Source organism: Frankia sp. CoBUL1, assembly GCF_978021245.1.
This window is the reverse complement of record NZ_CDXDOS010000168.1, coordinates 1-7,441: the sequence shown is the minus strand read 5'-3', so window position 1 is coordinate 7,441 and position 7,441 is coordinate 1. Positions and strand designations below refer to the sequence as shown.

Sequence of the window (7,441 nt, the reverse complement as noted above, 5' to 3'; positions counted from 1 at the left end):
GCGATGTCCGGTGCTGGGGCCGGTCGGGGGTGGCCGTTGCTGGTCCTGGACGGCGACGGCGCCCTGATCACCAGCTTTCCGCACGTGGAGCTCCCCGGCGGCGACGGGCTGCTCCTGGCCGGGCCGGTGCTGGACGTGGACAGCAACCGCGCTGTGCAGGTAAGGGTCCGGCCGGTGGAGGACGGGCCGTTGCTGCCCGCGGCGGTGGCGGCCACGGCACAGGACGGGGTGGCCACGGTGACGGCGCACCCCCGGACCTGCCCGCCGGGGAACACCCGGCTGGCGTTTCTGCTTGGCCGGTACATCCACGGGGACCGGGTGGCGGCCGGGGTGAACGTGCCGGTGGTCACGGTCGGCTGTGCGCTACGACCCGAAGAGTTCGGGGGGCGGCATCATGCCGGTGTCGCATCGGGTCCGGCTGCCGGACGGACGGGGCCGGTGGACTGTAGCCGGCCGCGCCCCCACGCCCTGCCCGGGCACTCCGCACGGAAGAAGACTCCGATCCCCCGGCACGGACACTACGTTGACGTTGCGACTTCGGCTTTGATCTTGCGGGAAAAGGCGCGACCTCGACCGCGACCCGACTTTTACCAGCCTGCATTCTGCAGTCATACCCATTGCAGTCACCGTGCGCGACGTACCGGAAGACGTACGTGACACACTCGCGCAGTACGCTCGCCAGCAAGGCCAGTCACTGCAGGCGTTCCTGCTCGGAGTACTCACCCGACAGGCCCGGTATGCCCGAAACCAGCAGGTCCTCGCTGCGGTGGAAGACGAACTCGCGGCGGGCGGCGGCGCCGGCGCGGATGCTCCAGCCGCCGCCGACGTGCTGGCAGCAGCCCGCGCCATGCACGTCGAGGCGACATCAACGGACGAGCCAGGAGCGCACGGTTCCGGATGGTCGTAGTGGACGCTTCCGTGCTCGCCAACGCCCTCGTCTACGCCGACGCCCGACTCGCCCGCACCGCCACCCGCTACTGCACCATCCACCTCGTCGAATAGGCGCGTGTCTCACGTCGGGTATTGCTCTAAGGGCTAAGCACAGACGAGCAACCGAACCGGCGCCAGCGGCCCGCGGTACGCACCGGGACGCAGGTGCAATGGGATGGCAGTTGCCACCATGCCGCATTGATCGTTTTCGTCTATCGTCGCGGAACATGAACAGCGGCCACGAGCATGAGCTCCCCACCCAAGGGCACGGGCACGGCGGGCACCCGCACGGCGGACGGCATGACCACCACGCGAGCGGGCGGTGGACGCGGCTTCGTCACGGCCTGTCAGACCTGGCCGGAGGGCACAGCCACGACCCGGCGGACCAGATCGACGACGCGTTGGAAGCCGACACCGCCGGCCGCCGCGCCCTCCTGATCAGCCTGGCCGGTCTCGGGCTGACCGCCGCCCCGCAAGCCGCCGTCGTGGCACTGTCCGGATCGGTCGCGCTCCTCGGCGACACCCTGCACAACGTCGCCGACGCGCTCACCGCGGTCCCCCTGCTCATCGCCTTCACCGTGGCGCGCCGCCCGGCCACCGCCCGGTTCACCTACGGCTACGGCCGCGCCGAGGACCTCGCCGGCCTCGCCGTCCTCACGATGATCGCCCTGTCGAGTGCGCTCACCGCCTGGGCCGCGATCGACCGCCTCCTGCACCCCCAGCGCGTCGGCCATCTGGGAGCGGTCGCCGTGGCCGGGCTCGTCGGCTTCCTCGGCAACGAGATCGTCGCCCGCTACCGCATCAGGGTCGGCCATCAGATCGGCTCCGCCGCCCTCGTCGCCGACGGCCTACACGCCCGCACCGACAGTCTCACCGGCCTCGCGGTGCTCCTCGGCGCGGCCGGTGTCGCGGTGGGCTGGCACTGGGCCGACCCCGCCATCGGCCTGGCGATCACCCTGGCGATCCTCGGAGTCCTGCGCTCCGCCGCTCGCGTCGTCGGGGCCCGGCTCATGGACGCCGTCGACCCCGCCGTGGTCGCCGAAGCCACCAGAGCGCTCCTGCACACCGAGGGCATCGAGGCCGTCCGCGAACTGCGGCTGCGCTGGATCGGCCACACCCTGCGCGCCGAAGCCGACGTCACCGTCGATGCGAACCTGACCCTGACCGCCGCTCACGACCTCGCCCACGCCGCCGAAGCCCACCTGCTGCGCCGCATCCGCCGCCTGTCCGCCGCTACCATCCACACCAGCCCCACCCACCACCACGCCGCCACGACGGTCCCCTAAGCCGCACCGCCGATCACGCTTGGTCACGGCGCCGCCGGATCAGTGCCCCGTGCCCAACTCAGTGCCCCATGCTCAGCCCGCCGTCCACGGGGATCAGCGCACCGTTGATGTAACCGGCCTGCGGGGAGGCGAGGAAGGCGACGAGGGCTGCGACGTCCTCGGCCTCACCCATGCGGCCACCGGGGACGCCGGCGGTGAGCTGCTCCCGCTGCGCCTCGGTCAGCGCGTCGGTCATGTCGGTCCGGATCGGCCCCGGAGCGACCACGTTCGAGGTGATGTTGCGCGGAGCCAGCTCGCGGGCGAGGGAACGGGCAAAGCCGATCAGGCCGGCCTTGGACGCCGCGTAGTTGGACTGGCCGGGGCCGCCGACGGAGGCGACGACGGAGGAGATGAAGATGAGCCGACCACGACGCAGCCGCATCATCGGCCGGGAGGCACGCTTGGCCACCCGGTAGGCACCGAGCAGGTTCGTGTCCACGACCTCCTGGAACGCATCCTCGCTCATCGTCGCCAGCAGGGTGTCCCGCACGATCCCGGCGTTGGACACCACGATCTCCACCGGCCCGAGCTCGGCTTCGACCTCCGTGAACGCCTTGTCGACGCTCTCACTGTTGGCGACATCCAGACGGACACCCAGCATCCCCGCGGGGGCGGTGCCCCCGCGGCTGGCGACCGCGACCCGCTCACCCGCGGCCGTCAGGGCGGCGGCGCAGGCGGCGCCGATCCCCCGATTACCACCTGTTACCAGTGCGACACGACCCTCATTTGCGCCCATGGGTCGGATGGTAGCGGCCACCGCGTCGAATCCCGGTGTCCGCCGACGATGAGGCCTCAACCGCCGGCCGGCATCGGCTCGGCCACCCTCGCGGTCCTCCCTGGTGTCGCCCCGAACCGGTCACGCGGACCGGTCGCACGGGCGGGACGATCCGGGGGGACGATGCGCACATGCGTCTGATGATCCGAGTTCAGCCGGGCGCCGGGCGGACCGCGGTGGGCGGGCGGCGCGAGGACCCGCTGCACGGCCCGCTGCTGATCGTCCGGGTCACCGAGCCTGCCGTCGACGGCCGGGCCACCGAAGCCGCCCTGCGGGCCCTGTGCGCGGCGCTGCGGGTGCGCCGGGGAGATGTCCGGCTGGTCCGCGGCGCGACCAGCCGGGTCAAGGCCGTCGAGGTCGAGGTGGCAGCGGTCGACGAGCCCGCGCTCCGGATCCGGATCGACGAGCTCGGCCGGGACGGCTGACCGCCGGGGCGGCAGTCCCGCCGCGGCGAGTCCCGCCGCGGCGGTCCTGGCAGGGCGGTCCCGGCATCACCGGGCTGACGCACGACGGCCAACGCCACCGCGATGGAAAGCGGATGCTGAAATGGTACGGCCACCGTGGTGAAGGTGGGATACCGACGCGGACACACCATGTGACGGCGACGGGCGCCGCCGATCCGGCCGGCGGCGCAACCTCCGACCGGCACCGCACCACCGCACGTCCGGACTTTGGGAGGTCGGAGTCGTGGGACGTAGGCCGGTCATGCGCAGGCCCGATGTCAGACCGGTGGAGGCTGCGCACACGCGCTCCGACCGGGGGGAGATGATCATTACACCAGACGACGCCGCGGGGCCGGTCCCGGCCCGGTCCGTGGATCCGCCCGTGCCGGGGACCGACGGTCGGGTCGCCCACGACGACCGGGTCACCCACGACGACCGGGCCGAGGGCGGCGGTCCGCCGGGAGACGCCAGCCCCCCGACCGGACCGGCGAACGGAGACGACGTCGTGGGAACCCAGACCTCGCCGGCCGCGGCCCGGGCCATCCCCGGGCCCCCAGACCCAGCCATGCCAGACCCAGCCATGCCGGGGCCGCCCGGTGGCGTACTCGACCTCGCCGCGCTGGCCGCCGTGGAACGGCGGCTGCGGAGCGTTGCGTCCCGGATCATCGACGGGGACGAACGCGCCGGGCAGCGGCCCGCGGTCGCCGCCGAGTCGGAACGGGCGGCCGTGGCCTCGGTGTCGAGCATCGCCACGGTGCTGTGGTTCGACGCCCTGCGCGCCGAGGACCGCGTCAGTGTGACTCCACGCGCCGCCCCGCTGATCCATGCCGTTCATCACGTCCTGGCGCACGCCAGGCCGACGGCCGAGAAGACCACGGCCGCATCGCCCGTCCCCGCCGTCTACCGGCTCCCCCACGTCCGGCCGGGTGAGATCCGTCCGAACGGAGTCCGTTCCGGGCCCGATGGTCGGCCGTTGCGTGCCCTCGGCGCCGGCAACATCGGACCGAGCGGGACGGTCTGGGCGGCGTTGGCACGCCGTTATGCCGGGGAACGCTTCGACCGGACTCCCCAGGGTCGGCAGATCTGTCTGATCGACTACTCCGAGCTGCACGACCCGACCGTCTGGGAAACGATCACCGATGAGCGGGTCGCTCATCTCGGCGAGCTGTTCTGGGTGGTGACGGTGTCCGGCTCCGCGCCGGCCGGACCGGTCGGCGGCATCGGCAAGCCCGCCCGCGCGGCGCGCATGTTCGAAGCCGCCGGTTGGCAGATGCTCACCGTCCGGTACGGACGCGTCCTCGAAGCGCTCTTCCGGGCTCCCGGCGGTCACGCGCTTCGCAACCGCCTCGACCAGCTCCCGATGGGCGAGTACCGCGCGCTGCTGCAGGCCCACGGAGCCGACCTGCGCCGCCGCCTCGCCGGGCCCGGTGCGTCCGGCGCCGGCATCAGCCGCCTGCTGGACACCCTCACCGATGACGAGATCCATGCCTGCCTGCGCGATCTCGGTGGCTACGACCTTCCCCTGCTGATCGACGCCTTCGACGAAGTCGCGGCGGACCGGCCCACGGTCCTGTTCGCCTACACCAGCGACGAGCTCGCCCGGGAGGAGCGCTCCCACGACGAGCGCTCCCACGGCGAACAGGCCCACGGCGGACGGACTTACGGCGGACGGACCGCCGACCACGCGTCCGCGGCCCCGTCCGCCGGACCGGGCACGCCGCCGGCCGCCGGCGTTGGCACCCGCCCGGCCCTCCGGCCAGGAGACGACGCCGCAGCCCACCGCCTCGCCCGGCACGTCGCCGGTTACCTGGACCGGGTGCCGGTGCCGCTCGGCGCGGCACCACCCGTGCCGACCGACTCCGACCACCACTTCCCGGCGTGGATCTCCACCCAGGAGGCATTCGGCGGGATGTTGCGGGACCTACCCCGGCTCGCGCCCCAGGCAGCCACCGCGGTGCTGACCATCAGTACGCGCAACGCCGACCCCGTCCTCGCCGACTGGCTGGCCGCGGCGGACCGGACCGATGGGGAACAACCGGGCCGGCACGTGGCCGGAGGCCTGTCGGCCACGGCCTTCGGCGGGGTGCTGGCCTCGCTGGGAGTGGCCTGGAGCCGCCAGGGTCTGCCGCTGCTGCCCATCGGAGTCGCCGACGAGGTGGCGGCCGGACGAGTACTGCCCGGCTGGATGGCCGGCGCCACCGCGGACGCCCGATCGATACTCGCTGTGGCGGACACCGGTCTCGACCCGGTCGTCCGCAACCTGGCCTGGAACGGTGGCAACGTCGTCCCCGCCCCGGTGGCCGCGACCTGGGAACCGGCCTTCGCGCACGATCTCGCCTGGTGCCTGCTGGCCGGCCTCGGCGGGCTGGCCCGCCTCGACGGCACCTCCTGTGTGATCCGGCTCTCCGCCCGCCAGGTCGATCAGCGCCTCGCCGAGGTCCCCGTGGACGCGCTGGAACGGCACCGACGCCGGGCCCTGGTCCTCGCCGGGGGGTACCGGCTCCACGAGGGCGGTCCCGACGCCGCGCTCACCCTCGTCGGGGTGGGTGCGGTCATGCCGGAGGTGCTGCACGCCGCGGCGGAGCTACGCGCCGGCCTCGGCCGGGAGATCACGGCCGTGTGCGTGACCTCCCCGAACGCGATGTTCCACGCGCTGCAGGCCCGGCGCGGGTTGGCCGAGGGTTCCGACGCCCTGCTCACCGAGGTGTTCCCCGCGGACCGGCGCACCCCGATCGTGACGGTGGTCGACGGGGACCCCCGTGCCCTGAGTTTCCTCGCCGGCGTCCACGGAGATCCCATCTCCGCCCTCGGTTCGAGCGCGCCGCTGCCGGAGGCCTCCGGGCCGCCGGGAGGGACACCGGGGGACACCGACCCGGGCTCATCGGCCTCCGGCGCCGGCGGCCACGCCGGTAGCGGCAGCCTTGCCCGGCGGGACACGGCCTCGTCGCGGGACCACCGTCGCCGCCCACCGGTGGAGCTGGACACGATCGTCGGAACGGCCCTGGATCTGCTGGACGAGACGGCCGGCTGATCCGGGCCAGGGACCCCACCGCACCCGGGTCCCGGACCCCGACGGCCCGCCGTGCTCAGATCCCGACGGCGTGCACGCCGCCGTCGACGTGGACGATCTCGCCGGTGGTGGCCGGGAACCAGTCCGAGAGCAGCGCCACGCAGGCCTGGGCTGCCGGCGTGGTGTCGTGGACGCTCCAGCCGAGCGGCGCCCGGCCGTCCCAGACCTCCTCGAACTGGCTGAAGCCCGGGATGCTCTTGGCCGCCATGGTCCGCAGCGGGCCGGCCGCGACGAGGTTCACCCGCACGCCCCGGGGTCCCAGATCACGGGCGAGGTAGCGGGTGGCGGAGGCGAGGCCGGCCTTCGCCACGCCCATCCAGTCGTACGACGGCCAGGCGACGGACGCGTCGAAGTCCAGGCCGACGATCGACGCCTTCTCGGCGAACAACGGCAGGGCGGCCCGGGTGAGCGACGCCAGCGACCAGGTGGAGATCTGCAGGGCGGTGCCGACCTCGGACCAGGCCGCCTCGACGAACGGCTTCCCACCGAGCACCGATTCGGGCGCGAACCCGATCGCGTGCAGCACGCCGTCCAGGCCGTCAACATGTTCGAGCACCTGTCCGGCCAGCCCCGCGAGATGCTCTTCGTCGGTGACGTCCAGCTCGACGACGGGCGCCAGGGTGGGCAGTCTCTTGGCGATGCGGCGGGTCAGCGACAACCCCCGCCCGAATCCGCTGAGGACCACCGCCGCACCCTGCTCCTGGGCGATGCGGGCGACGCTGAATGCGATCGAGGCTTCCGTGAGAACACCGGTGACGAGAACGCGCTTACCTTCGAGAAATCCGCTCATGGGCTGCATACTCCCAAACATCGCCGTCCCGGTAGCGACACCGCTGCCGGGAAGTCGTCCCCGCCGTCAGCGGCGGATGCCGTCGCCCGCAGCCCGTCCACCGTTGCC

6 protein-coding genes and 1 pseudogene are annotated in these 7,441 nt (G+C 73.1%); 4 read left to right on the top strand and 3 right to left on the bottom strand.

Annotated elements, in window-relative coordinates; genetic code table 11:
* Positions 1–657 (top strand): annotated as a pseudogene (locus tag AC08OX_RS12530) (hypothetical protein); the annotation flags it as partial.
* Between the two features lie 34 nt (positions 658–691).
* Here the strand turns inward: AC08OX_RS12530 and AC08OX_RS12525 are convergent.
* Positions 692–853, bottom strand: a complete 162-nt coding sequence (locus AC08OX_RS12525; RefSeq protein ID WP_476607986.1) for a hypothetical protein — start codon at positions 851–853, stop codon at positions 692–694.
* A 304-nt stretch (positions 854–1,157) separates the two neighbouring features.
* Here AC08OX_RS12525 and AC08OX_RS12520 point away from each other — a divergent pair, with 304 nt between their 5' ends.
* Positions 1,158–2,216, top strand: a complete 1,059-nt coding sequence (locus AC08OX_RS12520; protein ID WP_476607985.1) for a cation diffusion facilitator family transporter — start codon at positions 1,158–1,160, stop codon at positions 2,214–2,216.
* Between the two features lie 58 nt (positions 2,217–2,274).
* Here the strand turns inward: AC08OX_RS12520 and fabG are convergent, their stop codons facing one another.
* Positions 2,275–2,991, bottom strand: coding sequence for a 3-oxoacyl-ACP reductase FabG (fabG, locus tag AC08OX_RS12515; protein ID WP_476607984.1), 717 nt, complete (start codon positions 2,989–2,991; stop codon positions 2,275–2,277).
* A gap of 170 nt (positions 2,992–3,161) precedes the next feature.
* On the opposite strand from fabG, the gene AC08OX_RS12510 reads away from it, so the two are divergent.
* On the top strand, positions 3,162–3,455 hold the full coding sequence (locus tag AC08OX_RS12510; RefSeq protein ID WP_476607983.1) for a DUF167 domain-containing protein: 294 nt from the start codon (positions 3,162–3,164) through the stop codon (positions 3,453–3,455).
* Positions 3,456–3,855: 400 nt separating this feature from the next.
* Entirely contained in the window at positions 3,856–6,504 is a 2,649-nt protein-coding gene (locus AC08OX_RS12505) for a pyruvate dehydrogenase (protein ID WP_476607982.1), read from the top strand.
* Between the two features lie 55 nt (positions 6,505–6,559).
* On the opposite strand, the gene fabI is transcribed toward AC08OX_RS12505, so the two are convergent.
* Complete coding sequence (gene fabI / locus AC08OX_RS12500; RefSeq protein WP_476607981.1) at positions 6,560–7,333, bottom strand: enoyl-ACP reductase FabI; 774 nt, start codon at positions 7,331–7,333, stop codon at positions 6,560–6,562.
* Positions 7,334–7,441 lie beyond the last annotated feature (108 nt).